Below are 17,416 nucleotides of genomic sequence, written 5' to 3' on the forward strand. Positions count from 1 at the left end.
ATCTAGGAATGGTACAGAAATTTCTAAAGAAATGAACTGAGCTTTCAACGGGGAGCAGAAGAAGATACTTCAATCGAAACGAGTTCATAATTCTTTTGTTTATCTCCATTAGAACGTTACATAAGTGACACCATCCATTTATACGAATTGCCATTATCTTTCTAACGTAGTGATGTATTAAAATATAAAAACAAGAAAAACAGCCGATCATAATGATCAGCTGTTTTGGGTTGCTGTTTTTGCTCAACACATTTTATTTATTAATTTGCAATTAAACCTTATAGGCCTTCATCGCTTTACGGATTTCTTTCCAGCTAGGACGCTTGCCATACATCAATACGCCTGTACGATAGATCTTTGCAGAGATCCATACGGAGATGTAGATCGATACTAGCAAAATCCCGATGGAAGTCAGCACCTGCCAGGTTGGCGGGTCTGTTAATCCCAATCTGAGCAGCATAACAAACGGCGAGAAGAATGGAATGAATGATGTTACTTTTACGAGCATGCTGTCCGGCGAGCTGATGCTGAAGATTGAAATATAAAAGCCAGCTAGCGAAAGAATAGTGATAGGCATTACTGCTTGCCCAAGATCCTCTGTACGGCTTACTAGCGAGCCTACTGCTGCGAACATGGTCGCAAATAGGAAGAAGCCGGTTAGGAAGAACAGCAAGGAGTAAATTAACAGCATTGGATCAATCATATCCAGGCTAATATTGAAGCCTTTCATAACATCACGATTATGCGGCAGTGACAAATTGATAACGATAACTGCAACATATACAGCGATTTGCAAAATTACGACAACGAACATACCGAAAATTTTACCGAACATTTGCTTAAGCGGTGCTACGCTTGTTATGAGAATTTCCATAACGCGTGAGCTTTTCTCCGCTGTTATTTCCGAGGCAATTAATTGCCCAGAGATCATGACAGCCATGAAGAGCAAAATAATCATGAAGTAGATAATGCCCATATTTACGCCTTGCTCGCCTTCCGTCTTGCCATCGCCAATGCTGCCGGCGCCTTCAGTAGCGGAAATTTGTACGGTCGCGATATTGATCGGCGCATTCAGCAATGCCATTTGTTCTGCAGTAAGGCCAGCATCCTTAAGGATAGACTCCTGGCGAATCAGCTGCAAAGCACCTTGAAGCTTGCCCTGCACTTCATATTCCAAAAGCTTTTCAGTTTTGTAGGTCATTTCCGGAAAGCCGCTTTCAGCTAATGCGCCGAATTCCAGGTATCCGTTAATTTCGCCATCAGCAATTGCTTTTTTAAGCTGCTTCTCGTTCTCATCTGCTGAGCCTTTATCCGCATATGCTTTTAGCTCGAGATTAGAGCCTTCAGCTGCTGCAAAATGCTTCTGCAGGCTAGCGCCTGTTTCACTGCCGGCTGCATCCTGAACGTACCCGACTGTCGTCAGCTTATCGCCGCCGCCAATATTAAACTCTTTGAAAAAGTACGGCAAATTAATCCCTATGCTTAAAATTAATGCAATGACTAATGTAGTAATAAGAAACGCTTTTGCTCTGATTTTGTTGCGAACTGTAAACCCGACAACTGTCCAAAAACTATTCATTACGCTCACCTACCGTCTTAATAAATATTTCATTCAATGTTGGCTCTTTAATTTCAAATTTAGAAATTTCTGATTGGCCAAGTGCATGCCGCAATATGTTGCCAGCGACATTTTCATTCGAAATCATAATTTCATAACCGGATTCATTACGAACAACGTTGTTGACCCCAGCAATTGCTTCAAGGCCGCTTACTTCTTTTTCTGTGCTTAATACGACACGTTCTCTAGGGAACTGCTTTTTAATTTCGCGGATATTGCCCTTTAACACGGTGTTAGAGCGGTCCAATATCGTAATATTGCGGCAAAGCTCCTCCACATGCTCCATACGATGCGTTGAGAAAAGTATGCTTGTGCCAGAGTCGCGCAGCTCTTTAACAGTAGATTTGAGAAGCTCTACATTAACTGGATCAAGCCCGCTGAATGCTTCGTCCAAAATAACGATTTGCGGCTTGTGAATGACAGCAGCGACAAACTGGATCTTTTGCTGATTTCCTTTTGACAGCTCTTCAACGCGTTTATTATAATACTCAGGCACCTCAAAGCGATCAAGCCAATACTTTAAATTATCGTCAGCTTCCTTGCGAGACATGCCGCGCAGCTGTGCTAAGTATATAAGCTGCTCACTCACTTTAATTTTGGGGTATAGACCGCGTTCCTCCGGCAAATAGCCGAGCAGTCTTAAATTCTCATTCGTGAACGGCTTGCCGTTGTATAGAATTTTTCCCTGGTCCGGATAGATGAGTCCGAGCACCATACGCATCGTCGTTGTTTTTCCGGCGCCGTTTGCCCCTAGCAAGCCATAAATCTCGCCTGCGCTAACCTCGAAGCTAATATTGTTGACTGCTGTTTTCTCCCCGTACTGCTTTACTACTCCTTCAACTACTAATGGGTTCATTGTAATACTCCCTTCGCATCATGTACTCTTTACTAATTCGGAATAATTGCCTATTATGTCTGACCTTGCAGAAGCAGCATGCTCATAATTTCGTCAAGCTCCAATGATTGTTTGCTGGTAATCGGGATCTGCTTCTGATTGCACCACTGCTCAGCTTCCATCGCGTTGTCAGTCGTAACTGTAAAATAACCATTGCCAGCATGATCGATCTTTCGAACGCCAGGCATTTGTTTAAGCAGCGATCCTATATTCTGCTCGCCATTTATAAAAAACGTGAACCAGCTGCTGAACAGCTCATCCTTTTCGTAGGTGCCTAATACTTTGCCTTGATCCATAAATACGATATAATCGGCAAGACGTTTCACTTCATCGATAATGTGGGTCGTCATAAGCAAGGTGCGATCACCCGTGTCCATATAGCGGTGCAATATTTCGATCATTTGCTTCCATGCCAACGGATCAAGACCGGATGACGGCTCATCAAGCAGCAGCAGCTCTGGATGGTGCGACATTGCAATAACGAGCTCCAGCTTTCTTCGCATGCCTTTTGACATTTTACCCATTTGCAAATGGTCATTTACCTGCAGCTGATGAACGAGCTGTTGATAGTAATTAATATCCCAATTACTGTACCAGTGCTGATTGAATTCAGCCTTTTGCCTGCCCTTCATTCCGTCCTCATATTCCCAGGGCGTCTCTGCCAGAAAGCCTATCCGCTGCTTATATGCCTCATTAGACTCTGGCTTTATTGGTTCGTCAAACAATATTACCTCTCCAGAGTCCTGCTTGGAAATACCAAGCAATATGCGAAACAAGGTGCTTTTTCCACTGCCATTCGGGCCAACAATAGCTGTAACGTATCCTTTTGGAATTTGCAGTGTGATCGGTCCGAGCTTAAAATTCGGCTTTTTCCTCTCTATATTATGGAACGATATTGCGAATTCAGAACTCAATTCATCCACCTCCTCTTTTCCGCTATCATGTCTTTATTAAAAATATTTATCGAGCACTTCTGTCATCAGCTGCTCCAGCTCTTGTCTTGTGCATTGCACGCGCTGCCCAGCTTTTACAGCCTCCTCCAGCTCTTCCCTCACTGCCGCCAGTCTTTGCTTGTCGAGCTCATGAGGATTAACTTTATTTACGTAGGTGCCCATCCCTTGCCTTGTACGCAGCAAACCTTCATTTTCAAGATCGCTGTATACTCTTTTTATTGTAATCACACTGCACTTTACCGATTGAGCCAGCTCGCGTATGGAAGGCAGCAGCATGCCCTCCTCCAGCTGGCCGCTTACGATAAGCGCGCGCAGCTGTACACTGATTTGATGGTAGAGCGGCTCAGCGCTCTGCTCATTGATTTGAATCGGCAGCCGCATTGCCTCACCTGCTTTCTATCAACCGATATACTCTCTCTTATTCAATCTGCTGATTAACGCTTTTAATCCAAAAACATATACCAGTGTTGCAGCTGCTGCCGCTATAACAGCTGGCCAATAATTGCCGTTGCTGATCGTGTTAATACTCAGTTTTACCATACTCACTCTAAAAAGAGCTACATACAGCATTGTGAAGCCCATTACGACAACCATGAACAAGCTATAAATGACACTATACATTTTTCCAGTAAAGCCTAGCTCCAAATATATAATTAAGTAAGTAATAATTAAGCTGATGCTGAACCATGTAAGGGAAAATACAATAAATGTTGAGATTGGCAATTGAATGCTGCTGTAATGAATCATAATGTAAAAGGCTGTAAATAAAGGAACCTGAGTCACAACTGCTCCGAATAATACTTGTAAATAACGGGCAAGTGCAATTTGCTTGGAGCTAATAGGCATCGTGCGCCAAATGGCCATTTTTTTAGAATAAGGATCTGACTTCCAATATTGCAGCTGCAGCTTGCCGCAAAGGAGTCCAATCGTTGGCAGCATTGTATAAAATAAAAAGTCCACCGCCCACTCTAATGCAATATGCTTCTCGCCTTCCAGTATGCTTTTTAGCATCGGAAGCAGGAAAAAGATGAGATATACTAAAAAAAATAAAACGAGTATGTAGCTTTTCAAGCTTCTGCTCAACTCGTGCTTTGTAAGAATCAATGCTCCACGCCATGTTCCTATCATTAGCGCTCTTCCTTTCATAAGTGACTGCAGCTGTTCTGTTTCACAGTCGTTCTCTTGTTACTGTTTATTTAATGTTTATATACTGTATATATCTTTATACACAGTATACTCACACTTATATACACTGTCAAACATTTTTTTATCTATTTTTTACAAGAAGGTAAAAATCGTCACTGCGCTGCAGATTGGACTTCCGACCGCTGTTGTACGCCAACTTTTTAGAATATGCAAAACCTGTAACGGTTAAAGTTGTCATACAAAGGCGGACGCTGCCGCTTCTCCAGTTCCAATCTTGCTCTCCCCTCCTCAATACCTTCGACATAAAACAAAAAAATGCAGCCCATCTCCAAAGAGATTGAGCTGCATATGTCGCGACTAGAATTGATTAGCCGAAAATGGCATCCAGCAAAGGAGTTACCTCATTGCCCGGATAGATCAAATATAATAGCGAGTATACAAACACGCCTGTAATCGCCGTAATAAACCAGATAACAGAAGTGACTCTGCCCAGCTTGCGATGCTTGGCAAATTTTTCCTTATATCCAAGCGTCAACGTCATGATGCCGAATACGGCTGCCACGGTCGCTAATACAATATGAAACAGCAAAAATACAATATAAAACGGCTTTACGCTGTCCGGACCGCTCCAAGGCGTGTTGCCAATAAATACGGTTCTTGACAAATACACGATGAAAAATATAATAGCCGCTACAGCCGCATACACCATCATTCTCTGGTGCTCTTCCAGCCTGCGCTTAATCGCCAGCCTCCAGCCAATAGCTACTAATACAGCGCTTAACGCAATAAAAAATGTGCTTATTGTTGGCAATAAATTAAAAGTATTCATACGATGCACACTCCAAAACTCGCCTCAATGGCATATTTATTAGACAGTACCTGGGTTGGAGTTAACCTCCGTATAGCTATCATCATCATCTGCGTGCTCACGTTTGAACCACTGTCTAAATATATAAGCAAGAATTACGCCATACATTAGCTCTTGCACGATTTTCATAACTAATCCGCCTAGCTGCTGATCCTCAAGCACATCAAGGAAATTAAAAAACTGAGGGCCGCTAAATTCATCAAGCAAATAGCTGGTATCGCCAGGCAAGCAATAGCCCATTGCAGTTGCCCACACATTAGGATCGCTATATGTTGCGAATAAAGGTGTACTTGCAAAAATAATTAGCGCACAAGCAGGCGTTAATAATACTCCATTAGCAAAAATATAGGCCATTTTCTTCACATCGGTAAGACGTGTCCACTCTTTCACAGGAGTAACGATTTGCCACCACATCATAAGTGCGGCAATAAACAAAACAATATAATACAAGCGATGGATCGTAAAATGGGTCATGACATAATCATGTACGAATGGCAAATGGTAAATGGAAAACAGTAGATTGAACAATACTAGCGTCGAAATAGGATGCATCAAAAAGCTCAGCTTTTGCCAAAAACGTTTTGCGAATATATGCTTCCATACAAAGCTTGGAATGGATAGCAATACTAGCGGCGGTACAATTAAATAGGAAATTGCCATACTGACCATATGAAAAGTAAACATCAAATGCCCTAGCAATTTAATAGGTCCGCCATGACATAAATAGATCAGAACAGTAGCAATAACGAACATAAATTTCATATTGCCGGATACAGGCTCTTCTTGCGGGTAATGCTTCTCTCTCCACGGGCCTATCACGTAGAAGTACAAAATATTAACTGCGATTATAGCGAAAATAAACAGCGGTGACCAAAGCTCTTCCCATTTGAAATATTGTAAGCCAAGCATGATGAAGACTCCTTTCTATTGCAACGAGGATGAGTTAAATGCTGCGCATTTATAGGTCCCCGCCTGAGGACTAACTACAATTTTCACAAAGTTAAACAACTATTGCTCTGAAACTTATACATTTTCCTAAAAAGAAGAGGGACCCAAGCTTTGGGACCCTCTCTTGTGACGGCACATCTTCTTGAAGAGCTATTACCACCATACCCAAGCAAGAGCCATAACTACGCATAGCAGAACTACAAACACGCCGCCCAAAATTCCAATAATAGCAAATGTGTGTCCGCGATCCTTCATATGCATCCAGAAGGCTAGCTGTATGAATACTTGAAGTATAGCTGTACCAACAAGAATAATGTAAACAAAATCGGTATTAATCTCGCCGCTCGCTACTGTAACGAATGCGATTAGTGTAAGCAATACAGAAAAGATAAAAGCGACAATATGCTTTTTAGGGCCTTCAACACGATGCTGCTCTTTTCTGTTTTCATTTGAAGCCGATTGACTTGTCATACATTAACCCACCTTTCCCATCAAGTAAACGACGGTAAAAATGAATACCCATACGACGTCGATAAAGTGCCAGTACATACTAGCTACATACACCTTTGGTGCTGTAGTCGTGTTCAGACCACGTGTTTTCAATTGGAAAATCAGCAGTGAAATCCAAACAATACCTAGCAAAACGTGTGCTCCATGGAAACCAACTAATGTATAGAAGGAGGAGCTGAAGGCACTTGTCGTAAATCCGTGTCCAAGACTTAGATAATGACTAAACTCATAAATCTCCAACACAAGGAAGGCAAGACCGAGAAGAACCGTAACAATCAACCAATTGATAAGCGACTTCTCATTTCTATTATGCAACGCATTAACTGCAAATACACTCATCAAACTGGATGTCAACAATATACCAGTTGCCAATGCAACAAGACCAAGGTCAAACAATTTGTCAGGTGAAGGACCGTCAAGAACTTGACCGCGCAATGCAAGGAACGCTGCGAACAATGTTCCAAACAACACAGTTTCTCCACCTAGAAACAACCAGAAGCCCAAAATTTTATTACGACCCTCGAGGGTCGCCTTTTCTGGCTCATGAGGCAATTGACCATCTACATGCGTATGTGCGCTCATGCTTTCCCCTCCTGATCTTTAAGTACTGTTTCTTTCGGGATATGGAAACCATGATCGTCGATCATAGAACGTGCAATCATACATCCGAAAGTAATGACCAATCCCAAAACGCCTACAGCGTGACCACTCTTGAAGTTGCCGAACAAAGTACCCCAATCCGGAGCATACATGAAGCCAATACCTGCGATAAACAAGCCGATACCCATGATGAAAGGAAGAATGGACGGATTTGGCATATGAATATCGCCAATTGGTTCCGCAGGCGTCATGCCTTTGTGACCTTCCATTTTCTCTTTCCAGTAAGCGTCATAGCCGCGTACCAATGGAGTTTGAGCAAAGTTGTACTCAGGTGGCGGAGATGGAATAGACCACTCAAGTGTACGGCCATCATGCCATGGGTCATTCTCGACACCTTTTGGCTTGAAGCCAGTAATAATAGCATTTAGAACAAAAATAACTGTACCAACACCCATCAGCAATGCGCCGACAGTACTGATCATATTCATTTCAGTCAATCCTAGACCGTCGAGATATTGCCAAATACGACGAGGCATACCCATTAGACCAAGGAAATGCTGAACGAAGAATGTCAAATGGAAACCGATAAAGAAAGTCCAGAATGTCCATTTTCCAAGCGTTTCGTTAAGCACGCGGCCGAACATTTTTGGCCACCAGAATGTCAGACCTGAGAACAAGCCGAACACAAGACCCCCAACGATAACATAGTGGAAGTGAGCTACAACGAAATAGGAATCGTGATACTGGAAGTTCGCTGGTGCAACAGATAGCATAATACCTGTTACCCCACCCATTACGAACGTTGGGATAAATCCAACCGCGAACAGGTTTGCTGTAGGGAACGTAATCGAACCGCCCCACATGGTGAATATCCAGTTGAAAATTTTAATACCTGTTGGTATTGCAATTAGCATCGTTGCTATTGAGAACAAGGAGTTCGCTACTGGTCCCATACCCGTTGTGAACATGTGATGCGCCCAAACCATGAAGCCAAGGAACGCTATCAGCAATGTTGCAAATACCATGGAGCTATATCCGAACAAACGCTTGCGGGAGAATGTACTTACTACTTCTGATATGATACCGAACGCCGGAAGGATCAAAATGTAAACCTCAGGGTGTCCGAAAATCCAGAAAATATGCTCCCAGAGTACAACGTTACCGCCCATATCCGGGTTAAAGAAGTTAGCGTCGAACAATCTGTCAAACATAAGTGCTGCCAAGCCTACTGCAAGCGCAGGGAAAGCAAATAGGATTAGAGCAGATGTTGTAAATGCTGCCCAAGTAAACATCGGCATACGCATAAATGTCATACCAGGAGCACGCATATTGATAATTGTTACTAGGAAGTTAATACCTCCGATTAGTGTACCGATACCTGCAATTTGAAGTCCTAGCACATAGTAGTCCATACCATGATGGCCACTGTATGTAGTGCCGGCAAGTGGAGCATATGAAGTCCAGCCTGCGTCAGGCACATGGCCTGTAAACCAGCTGACATTCAGCAATACCCCGCCTGATACGAACGTCCAAAAGCCTAGTGAGTTAAGAAAAGGGAACGCAACGTCGCGCGCGCCGATTTGAAGCGGAATAACTGCGTTCATAATCGCAAATATAATTGGCATCGCCGCCAAGAATATCATTGTTGTTCCGTGCATTGTAATCAGCTCGTTGTATGTTTCCGCACCTACAAAGTTATTGAGCGGCTTCCATAGCTGAATACGTATAAGAATGGCTTCCAAACCGCCGATTAGGAAGAACAAACCTCCCGCGATCAAATACAATATACCGATTTTTTTATGGTCTACTGTAGTCAGCCAATCCATAATTCCTGTGTACCGTTTAGCTGGCATAGCATGTGCATGAGCCAAGGTAGCTACCTCCTTCGATCAAAGATGAATTATTATTCAAAATCAAGCGTTAGCTTCGACAAGTAGTCGGCAATGCCTTTAACTTCTTCATCAGTTAAATCATATGCCCCACTCATGTGGTTTTTCGGCTTGATTGCTTCTGGGTCTTTGATCCATTTGTATAAGTTGTCATAAATTGAACCTTCATGCTCATACTTCGGATCGTCTGTATTCACAAGAATACCGCCTACGCTTTCGCGACTTCCGATACCTGTAAGGTTAGGATATGCTTTACCGCCTTCTGTTCCAATAGCATGACAAGTCAAGCATTGGCTTTCAAGCGCTGTAGCGATTCCTGGGTCGCTTGGCATTGCAACCGGTTCCTGAATAGCTGCTGTCCAACGATCGAATGAAGATTGGTTTACTACTTTCACCTTGAAATCCATCAAACCGTGCGAAGGACCGCAAAGCTCAGCACATTTACCTAGATAAACGCCTTCTTTTGGTGCGGAGAAGTACATTTTGTTAACGTTAGCTCCAGGGTTCGTATCGATCTTACCTGCAAGCGCAGGGATCCAGAAGGAGTGAACAACGTCATTAGATGTCAACTCAAGCGCAATGTTTTTTCCTGCAGGGATTACCAGTTCTTGTGCAGTCGTGATACCCAATTCAGGATATTCAAACTCCCACCAGTATTGGTGAGCAATTACTTTTACTTTAACTGCATCTGGATCATTGCTATAATCCTTACCCAAACCAAATACCGTTTGAAGGGTAGGAACAGCAAGAACTACAAGCAAGATAATTGGAATTACCGTCCAGATAACCTCCAATTTGTGATTCCCTTCGACTTGTACAGGAATCTTTTTGTCTCCAGGGCGTCTGCGGAAACGAATAATAACATAAATACTAAGCACAAACACGACTACGACAACTAGCGCCATAATAGATATGGACAGCACCATCAGGTCAAATTGCTTTTGCGCTACAGGTCCTTGCGGATTAAGCGCAGACAAGTCTTCCCGTCCGCATGCCGCTAGCACTAATGTCATAAGAGCCATTAGCGGCGCAAGCCGTTTTACAAACTGCCACCGTTTCATCATTCATCAACCCCACTTTTGACTTTTTCGCAACTGCCAATTCTAATCGTGGCATGCGGCCAGTTGCGTCTAACACAGCTGTTTCTGCAATTTCTGCATATTGAATCACTTTATTAAATATAAAGTTGAACCCCCTATTTGTCAATGTTCCACGGAGAGTTCACAAATTGTTCTCAAAGCTGTCAAAATCGCGCTATGACTGCAATTATGGCTTATTTCACGCACGTTTCCCTTATACCGCGGATAGCTTGACACCGCTTCATAAATATATAGCTGCTTGCATTTCCTTTCTTTAAATTAATCTGTGACTTATCCGATTGCAAAATCCTTCATATCCTCTTCTCATTTTCATCTTCACTCCTACATTGTTCGCCAAAAGTATGGACAATTATGTATAGACATGATGTGTATAATTACATGCTGATGATTGAAAACTAACTGCATCATTTATTTGTGAAGGAGCATAAGCCATCATGAAAAAAATAGCATCGCTTGTACTCATCCTTTTGGCAGTTAGCACTGGCCTCATTGGCTGTTCAGACAAGGTGAAGGTTGAAAATACAAATTATGATTACGGCAGCCGGAAATCAAATGATCCTAAAGTGCAGGGCGGGAAAGCATATGGCTCTGCCAACCCTTCGCCGGATCAGCATAATAACGCATTTTTCGAATACAGCAATGAAATTTCCTCCAAAATAAGCACATTGTACGGTGTAGGTTCCGCTACGGTTATGCTGACTGACAAAAATGCTTATGTTGCAATCTTGCTTGATCAAAGCGCTGTCGGCACAAGAACTGCAAAAGACAATGACAAACGTGTACAAAACAATGACAGCAGCTATTCAGGAATATATGGGCTAAGCAATGGCAGCAGGCCCGATAAGCCGCGCGCATTGGCTCGTTATTACAATTCTGATTTTACGGTAAAGGACCATAAAAACATTTCCGGAGAACTAAAGCAGACGATTGCTCTGGAAGTGCGCAGATTAGCTCCGACTGTACAAGAAGTGCATATTTCCGCCAACATGGATTTTGTGAATAAATTTGTGCAGTTCGCCCGGGAAGCTTGGGGCAGCAGACCGCTTACGCCTTGGCTTGACGATTTCAACACAACTGTACAATATTATTTTGCCGATGGTGTAAAAGAGCCCGCGCCTTTTCAGTAAAACAAGACAACATTTGGAACGCAGAATTTTTCTTTCTATTATATATGCGGTTTGATGTAGTTAGATCAGATCCTTACCTGTTTTAAGGACCTGATCTAACATTTGCTTTTTTCACAGCTTGCTCTTGCTCATAGAACGCACCTTATTAAGCGCTGCTTCGTATTGCTGACGATCGCTGTCATTGCGTGCAAATTGCCCTAAGCGCTCCAATTCGAGCTCTAACTGGTGGGTAAGCTGTTGAATTTTTTTTTGCGGCCTTACCTTTTGATCCTCAGGATAGGTTTTACCATCCGCCGTTTTGATATTTAACTGGCCATCTGTATCAATTTGAGCAATTAAAACATTTTCCATGTTAACTTTGTATTGGTCAAGTTGATAATCAAGCCATTCTTTGCTGTAGCCAGCAATGCCTAGCGGACCGTCAAGCATGATGCCATCCATAATGACTGTCTGTGGCGGCTGCTCACTGCTCATCTTCCAGCCAAGCATGTCACCTGTAAGTGGCTGATGCTCTTTTTTAAGCATAGCATTGATGACCCCAGACGATTCCATTACTGCGAACTCTACATCTGCAATAGCAAAAACATCTTTTTGCCTTAGTTGGCTTAGTAATTCGTCAACCGTCAGCTTTTCTTTTTTTAAATTTTCTCTAATCAGCTGACCATCCTTGATTAAAACGGTACCTTTACCGTCAACAAAGTTTTTGACTCGTCTGTTTTTGATAGTCCAAAATTCCATGCTGGCCGAAACAGCTACCCATACAGCAATAGACACTAAGCCCAAAAACCAAAGGTTGTCCAAATCCAACGAAACATAGGCTGCAAGATTGCCTATTGAAATACCCGTTATGTACTCAAACAAAGATAGCTGTGACAGCTGTCGTTTACCTAAAATTTTTGTCATAAAAAACAATACCACAATCGCTACTAATGTTCTTAAAATAACCTCTAACCAATCTGGCATTCAGGGTTCACCTCTTAACATTTATCTTATCCAGTAATTTCTATGATCATTCAGGATAACATCCATTTTGTTAAATCAAGGTTGAGGAGCGCCTTATTTGCTTCCTCCATAGAGTTTACTGCAATCGCGGCTTGATAACGAGGCGATTCCTGAAGCTTCTCCCAAAGATCTTCTACTAGCAGATTGACCATCTTGACATGCTCCTTAACAAATCTCATTTAACGCCCTGCGAAAGCGTGAAAGGGCTGACATTTCTACAAAACAATAACATAAGAATTTTACAAATTTACAAATATAACAATTGCTTTTTCCGTTACTTTCTGCTATAGTTATTTATTAGATCATTTAACCTCGAATACTTAATCCCTCAGTAATATTCAATTTATCCCACTTTGTTGATTTTACTGTCAATTCGAAACATCTCACAATCGTATTATGTAGCAGTTCTGATTCATACTGGCGCGGTCATTGGAGCCGTAAGGACGGAAGAGAGGCAGGGCTTTCGTTGTTTTGGAGTGCAAGTCTCACCGCATTGCAACATACTGCTGCTATGGGAAGCATCATGGCGCATCATATATAAAAGGTTAAATACAATAAGGGCTTAGCGCTCGCTTAATCATAAGCGAATGCTAAGCCCTGTCCAATTCATAAAGCATTATCCGGCTACGTCATAGCCCTGTTCTTCAATTGCTTCTACAATTTTTTCCAGCTTCACGATTGCTTCATTATAGTCAACCGTAACTTGCTTGGCCGCAAGGTCAACCTTAGCGCTTGCTCCAACCTCTGCTACTGCTTTCTCCACTGAATTAACGCAATGTCCACAGCTCATGCCTTCTACCTTCAATATTGCTTGACTCATGATAAACTCTCCTCTCATTATTTCATTAAGCGATTAACAGTTGTCATCAATTCATCAATGACCTCAATGCTCCCCTGCTTCAATCCGCGAATTTGGCCTTCAATCCGATTCAATCGTTTGGCCTGGTTTTGCTTTGTCCACTCGGAATTGATGACTCATTCTCTCTGAGCTAGTATGACAATCTTGTTCTTCATTCATACTGCAAGGACTGTCTCACTTCATGTTTGAATTCATTATTATACCTCCATGGGGTATCGTAATACGTCCATTTTACTTTACCCCCCAAGGTATGTAAAGTGAGTTTTCAGCCGAATTTCTGCCCGTTTTGATTACGATATCTTTACTAGGAATATGTAACTGATTGTGCTATTATCCAACTACAGAACCATAAACTAAAATTATAGGATATTACAGTAAAAGGGAAAGGATGCTTACATACGATGAAAAAACCAATTATATTCGCTCACCGCGGAGCAAGCGGATATTGTCCTGAGAATACAATGGCCGCTTTTGTGAAAGCGCTTGAAATGGGAGCGACAGGCATTGAAACTGATCTGCAGATGACACAGGATGGCCAGCTGGTGCTTATGCACGACGAATATCTTACACGCACTGCGGGCTTGAATAAGCTGCTTGCCCATACTACGTGGGAGGAAGTGCAGACGCTTGATGCAGGAAGCTGGTTCCACCCTGACTTTTCCGGAGAAAGAGTTCCTTCACTTGAAGCTTTGCTTGAGCTCACAAAAGGCACTGAAATCATCATTAATATCGAGCTAAAAAACGGCTTCGTGCAATATCCTGATCTAGAGAGCAAAATGATTGAATTAATCCACAACTACGGCATGGAAAAACAAATTATTATATCCAGCTTTAATCATTATTCCTTATTTCTTTGCCATCAGCTTGCACCAGATATAAAAACAGGCATTTTGTATATGGAAGGATTATATGAGCCTTGGAAGTATGCCAAATCGCTTGGCGCAACCGCTCTGCATGCTCCTAAATATGCGGTTCTCCCAGAATGGGTGGCCCAAGCAAAGGAACATCAGGTCGTCTATCATCCTTTCACCGTCAATGACGAAGCAGAAATGCAAAGCTTGCTGCAAGCAGGAGTAGCTGGCATTATTACGGATTATCCTGATCGGCTGGCCAATATTATAGCGAAGCAAAGCGAGGGATAGTATGAAAAAAACTTGGCTGTTAGGGCTTGGCTTTTTCAGCATCAGCATTACTTGGGCTTTGTATAACGCATTTGTGCCTTTATTTCTTGAAAAATTTTTAACGAGCACAGCACTTATCGGCTTTATGATGACTATCGATAATTATTTCGCGATAATTCTTCAGCCTCTTATCGGCCGCAAAAGCGATCGGACAAGAACAAGATTTGGCAAAAGAATGCCCTTTCTCTTGATTGGGATGCCGCTTGCCGCCTTGTTTGGTGCGCTTATTCCTTGGCATAACGGCCTTCTGCTGCTTATTATTTTTATGGTGCTTATGAACTTGTCGATGAGCTTATACCGCTCTCCTACCGTTGCTTTGATGCCTGATATAACGATCCCGAGCAAACGGACACAGGCTAACGGCATTATTAATTTCATGGGCGGGCTCGGCTCTATTCTTGCCTTTGGCGGGGGCGCGATACTCTACGACAAGCATATTTCATTGCCTTTTTTAGCATCAGCAATTATTACGCTAATCTGCTTGTTTGTTTTGCTTAAAGTAATTAAAGAACAAAGAGATGTCATTAACTATACTCCCGCTGAAGAAGCCAAACAACCTTCGTTCGGCTCGTACAAAAGGGAATGGACCCGTCCCACATTATTTTTGCTGGGCGCGATCTTTTTCTGGTTTTTCTCTTATCAAGGAGTTGAAGCGCTATTTACTTTATACGGCAAAAATCAGCTGGGGCTTACCGATAGCGAGGCGACCTTCTCGCTCGCCTTTTTTTCCGTCGCCTTTGTAGCGGCAGCTATACCGAGCGGCTTGCTCGGTAACCGCTTCGGCAAAAAACCAATCATTATGATCGGCGTGTGCGGCTTGATTATTGTTTTTGGCCTTATCAGTCTGATAGATTCCTTGCTGCTGCTGCGCATAATGCTGCTGATCGGCGGGATATTCTGGGCTTGCATCAATATTAATTCCTACCCGTTTGTCGTATCGCTCGGCAAAGAATCAAGCATTGGCGCAAGAACAGGCATCTACTATATCGCATCATCTCTCGCGGCAATACTGTCTCCTGTCTTGATGGGTCTAATGATTGACTGGTTCAGCTATGCTGCGCTGTTCATTATCGCCTCATGCGGCATGGTCATCGCTTTGCTGCTGTTGCTAAAAGTAAAAGATAATTCAGCAGCTGTTACGAATGCAACTTAACAAGCAATAGAAAGCATACTTCGGCGAATCATGCAGATTAAACAAGCAAAAGAAAAAGACAGCGAGCAAGTTTGGATTTTCTTTTGCATCATGAATAGTTGTCTGCAATGAACATTTGCCTACAATGAGTAATTGCCTACAACGGGTAGTTGCCTACTATGAGCTGTTGCCTACTATGAGCCGTTGCCTACTATGAGCCGTTGCCTACTATGAGCAGTCAGCCCCAATCCGCTTACGCTTGAAGCAGCTTCTCTATTGCCTGCTTCAAGCGTATTGGTTCTGTTGTGGAGCCGAATCGCTTCACAACAGAACCATTGCGATCGACTAGAAACTTCGTAAAGTTCCATTTAATATTTTTCGAACCGAGCACTCCGCGCGCATCATCAGTCAGCTTTTGAAACAATGGATGGCTATTATCGCCCTTCACGTCAATTTTTGCATGCATCGGAAACGTTACGCCAAAGTTAAGCTCGCACACCTCTGCAATCTTGTCATTGCTGGCCAGTTCTTGATTGGCAAATTGCGAGCAAGGAAAGCCCAGCACGCGAAAGCCTTTGTCTTTATACTCCTTGTAAAGCTCCTCCAAGCCGCGCAGCTGTGGTGCAAAGCCGCAGCCTGTAGCGGTATTCACAATCAGCAGCACATCTCCTTTGTACTTCTCCAGCGTCTCTCTTTGTCCTGCAATCGTAGTTACTTCAATTGTATAAATCGACATTTGGCATTCACCTCATACATATCAATTTTAAGAAGAAATTTAAAGATTCTTTTATCTCAACTTTCGCGGATTAATTTCAGAAGATAAATCTTAAGGTAATTGGTGTTGCATTTGTTCATAATTTAGTTTTTCACTGCTGGTATAGGTAGTTGGATGTTCGGTGTTGCGTGTTACGTGCTGAGTATTGGGTGCTTGTTATGTGCTGGGTGTTAGGTGCCTGTTGTGTGCTGAGTGTTGGGTGCTTGTTATGTGCTGGGTGTTAGGTGCCTGTTGTGTGCTGAGTGTTAGGTGCTTGTTATGTGCTGGGTGTTAGGTGCCTGTTGTGTGCTATGTGCGTGCTAGATATAGTATGTTGGCTGCTGGCTGCGAAGGAGTAATAATAGGTGCACAAAGAGAGTTTGGGCGCGAATTTGAACAAGTGGAGCCTAAAGAACACCTAGTCAACCTACTGCGGCCTAGTCAACTTCTTAAGAATTAATCTTGAGAAATCGGGTTTGTTGAAAAGTATACAATGAAGAATGGGCAAATGCTCGTGGTGGCTAAGTACATTTTGTGCATCTAGTTTCATCCTTTTTATAGAAAAAACGATTCTAAATGTATTTCATGCATCTAGTTTTACTAAATTACCTTGAATTTTGCGAATTGCGCCAAACTAGATGCAGTTTTTCCCTTTAGTATCATAAAAACGTCATATTTCTCAAAACTAAGTACAGAAAATGTAGTTAGTTTTGATGCGTGAGAGCTCGATTAGCATACATTTGGCCATTTCCAGGCGGCACCGACCATTCCTATATGAAATTTCATATACAATCGCGATTTTCGGGCCTTTTCGGCCAAATGTATATGAAATAT

At 42.6% G+C, this 17,416-nt stretch carries 18 protein-coding genes; 3 read left to right on the forward strand and 15 right to left on the reverse strand.

Annotated elements, in window-relative coordinates; all coding sequences use genetic code 11:
* Nucleotides 1-271: 271 nt before the first annotated feature.
* The 11 genes from ACRRU2_RS23820 to coxB form a co-directional block, all read right to left on the reverse strand.
* Nucleotides 272-1,579, reverse strand: coding sequence for an ABC transporter permease (locus tag ACRRU2_RS23820; protein ID WP_331702125.1), 1,308 nt, complete (start codon nucleotides 1,577-1,579; stop codon nucleotides 272-274).
* Nucleotides 1,572-2,474 carry an ABC transporter ATP-binding protein gene (locus ACRRU2_RS23825; RefSeq protein WP_432505533.1) on the reverse strand — a complete coding sequence of 301 codons (903 nt, stop codon included), beginning with the start codon at nucleotides 2,472-2,474 and terminating at the stop codon, nucleotides 1,572-1,574. Before ACRRU2_RS23825 ends, ACRRU2_RS23820 begins: the two co-directional genes overlap by 8 nt.
* 53 nt (nucleotides 2,475-2,527) lie before the next feature.
* Nucleotides 2,528-3,427 carry an ABC transporter ATP-binding protein gene (locus tag ACRRU2_RS23830; protein WP_432505535.1) on the reverse strand — a complete coding sequence of 300 codons (900 nt, stop codon included), beginning with the start codon at nucleotides 3,425-3,427 and terminating at the stop codon, nucleotides 2,528-2,530.
* A gap of 36 nt (nucleotides 3,428-3,463) precedes the next feature.
* The gene (locus ACRRU2_RS23835; RefSeq protein WP_331702122.1) at nucleotides 3,464-3,847 is read right to left on the reverse strand and encodes a GntR family transcriptional regulator; all 384 of its coding nucleotides are present in this window, start codon (nucleotides 3,845-3,847) and stop codon (nucleotides 3,464-3,466) included.
* An 18-nt stretch (nucleotides 3,848-3,865) separates the two neighbouring features.
* Nucleotides 3,866-4,594: a hypothetical protein gene (locus tag ACRRU2_RS23840; RefSeq protein WP_432505538.1), complete on the reverse strand. Its 729-nt coding sequence runs from the start codon at nucleotides 4,592-4,594 to the stop codon at nucleotides 3,866-3,868.
* A 385-nt stretch (nucleotides 4,595-4,979) separates the two neighbouring features.
* Complete coding sequence (locus ACRRU2_RS23845) at nucleotides 4,980-5,441, reverse strand: DUF420 domain-containing protein (protein WP_432505540.1); 462 nt, start codon at nucleotides 5,439-5,441, stop codon at nucleotides 4,980-4,982.
* 39 nt (nucleotides 5,442-5,480) lie between these two features.
* Nucleotides 5,481-6,389, reverse strand: a complete 909-nt coding sequence (gene ctaG, locus ACRRU2_RS23850; protein WP_331702118.1) for a cytochrome c oxidase assembly factor CtaG — start codon at nucleotides 6,387-6,389, stop codon at nucleotides 5,481-5,483.
* A 192-nt stretch (nucleotides 6,390-6,581) separates the two neighbouring features.
* The gene (locus ACRRU2_RS23855) at nucleotides 6,582-6,899 is read right to left on the reverse strand and encodes a cytochrome C oxidase subunit IV family protein (RefSeq protein WP_331702117.1); all 318 of its coding nucleotides are present in this window, start codon (nucleotides 6,897-6,899) and stop codon (nucleotides 6,582-6,584) included.
* A 3-nt stretch (nucleotides 6,900-6,902) separates the two neighbouring features.
* Nucleotides 6,903-7,520 carry a cytochrome (ubi)quinol oxidase subunit III gene (locus ACRRU2_RS23860; RefSeq protein WP_331702116.1) on the reverse strand — a complete coding sequence of 206 codons (618 nt, stop codon included), beginning with the start codon at nucleotides 7,518-7,520 and terminating at the stop codon, nucleotides 6,903-6,905.
* On the reverse strand, nucleotides 7,517-9,364 hold the full coding sequence (gene ctaD, locus ACRRU2_RS23865; RefSeq protein WP_432505558.1) for a cytochrome c oxidase subunit I: 1,848 nt from the start codon (nucleotides 9,362-9,364) through the stop codon (nucleotides 7,517-7,519). Before ctaD ends, ACRRU2_RS23860 begins: the two co-directional genes overlap by 4 nt.
* A 77-nt stretch (nucleotides 9,365-9,441) precedes the next feature.
* Nucleotides 9,442-10,491, reverse strand: a complete 1,050-nt coding sequence (gene coxB / locus ACRRU2_RS23870) for a cytochrome c oxidase subunit II (RefSeq protein ID WP_331702114.1) — start codon at nucleotides 10,489-10,491, stop codon at nucleotides 9,442-9,444.
* 470 nt (nucleotides 10,492-10,961) lie between these two features.
* On the opposite strand from coxB, the gene ACRRU2_RS23875 reads away from it, so the two are divergent.
* Nucleotides 10,962-11,654, forward strand: a complete 693-nt coding sequence (locus ACRRU2_RS23875) for a YhcN/YlaJ family sporulation lipoprotein (RefSeq protein ID WP_331702113.1) — start codon at nucleotides 10,962-10,964, stop codon at nucleotides 11,652-11,654.
* A 111-nt stretch (nucleotides 11,655-11,765) separates the two neighbouring features.
* Here the strand turns inward: ACRRU2_RS23875 and ACRRU2_RS23880 are convergent, their stop codons facing one another.
* The 3 genes from ACRRU2_RS23880 to ACRRU2_RS23890 form a co-directional block, all read right to left on the reverse strand.
* Entirely contained in the window at nucleotides 11,766-12,617 is an 852-nt protein-coding gene (locus tag ACRRU2_RS23880) for a DUF421 domain-containing protein (RefSeq protein WP_432505543.1), read from the reverse strand.
* A 50-nt stretch (nucleotides 12,618-12,667) separates the two neighbouring features.
* Entirely contained in the window at nucleotides 12,668-12,835 is a 168-nt protein-coding gene (locus ACRRU2_RS23885; protein ID WP_331702111.1) for a hypothetical protein, read from the reverse strand.
* Between the two features lie 437 nt (nucleotides 12,836-13,272).
* On the reverse strand, nucleotides 13,273-13,476 hold the full coding sequence (locus tag ACRRU2_RS23890; protein ID WP_331702109.1) for a cation transporter: 204 nt from the start codon (nucleotides 13,474-13,476) through the stop codon (nucleotides 13,273-13,275).
* Between the two features lie 440 nt (nucleotides 13,477-13,916).
* On the opposite strand from ACRRU2_RS23890, the gene ACRRU2_RS23895 reads away from it, so the two are divergent.
* Together ACRRU2_RS23895 and ACRRU2_RS23900 are read left to right on the forward strand one after the other, a co-directional pair.
* Nucleotides 13,917-14,657 (forward strand): glycerophosphodiester phosphodiesterase, encoded by a 741-nt coding sequence (locus tag ACRRU2_RS23895; protein ID WP_432505546.1) that lies wholly within the window; start codon nucleotides 13,917-13,919, stop codon nucleotides 14,655-14,657.
* Nucleotide 14,658: 1 nt separating this feature from the next.
* A complete protein-coding gene (locus tag ACRRU2_RS23900; protein ID WP_432505548.1) occupies nucleotides 14,659-15,849 on the forward strand; it encodes an SLC45 family MFS transporter in 1,191 nt (396 codons plus the stop codon).
* A gap of 232 nt (nucleotides 15,850-16,081) precedes the next feature.
* Here ACRRU2_RS23900 and ACRRU2_RS23905 read toward each other — a convergent pair whose 3' ends face one another.
* Nucleotides 16,082-16,564, reverse strand: a complete 483-nt coding sequence (locus ACRRU2_RS23905; protein ID WP_432505550.1) for a glutathione peroxidase — start codon at nucleotides 16,562-16,564, stop codon at nucleotides 16,082-16,084.
* Nucleotides 16,565-17,416: the final 852 nt, after the last annotated feature.

Origin of the sequence: Paenibacillus sp. GXUN7292 (assembly GCF_050864975.1) — a bacterium.
GTDB lineage: Bacteria > Bacillota > Bacilli > Paenibacillales > Paenibacillaceae > Pristimantibacillus.